The organism is Verminephrobacter aporrectodeae subsp. tuberculatae At4, assembly GCF_000193225.1.
Classification (GTDB): Bacteria; Pseudomonadota; Gammaproteobacteria; order Burkholderiales; family Burkholderiaceae_C; genus Acidovorax; species Acidovorax aporrectodeae.
In genome coordinates this window covers 1-227 of record NZ_AFAL01000649.1, presented here as the reverse complement: position 1 = coordinate 227, position 227 = coordinate 1, and the positions used below count along the sequence as shown (strand labels likewise).

The window sequence follows — 227 nt, the reverse complement described above, 5'->3', positions numbered from 1 at the left end:
GCCACGGCAGTCCCCAGGCCCCTACCCGCGGGGGAACGAGCACGCCCGTGGGTGGGGCAACGGCCAGCGTTCCGGACGTGGGCGCGAGCGCCAGCGCCGCGCGCCGTGTGAACCCCGCGGACGCGGTCACGGAGACGACGCGCGGCGGCACGCTCAGCGCGGACGCAGGCGCTGCGCCGCAAGTCCAGACGACCACGACGGCCCGGGCCCCCGGCGCCCCGGACGTG

1 protein-coding gene is annotated in these 227 nt (G+C 79.3%); it reads left to right on the top strand.

What is annotated here, in order from left to right:
- Nucleotides 1-47: 47 nt before the first annotated feature.
- On the top strand, nt 48-227 hold a 180-nt coding region (locus VTU_RS33015; protein WP_138927953.1), incomplete at its 3' end, for a hypothetical protein.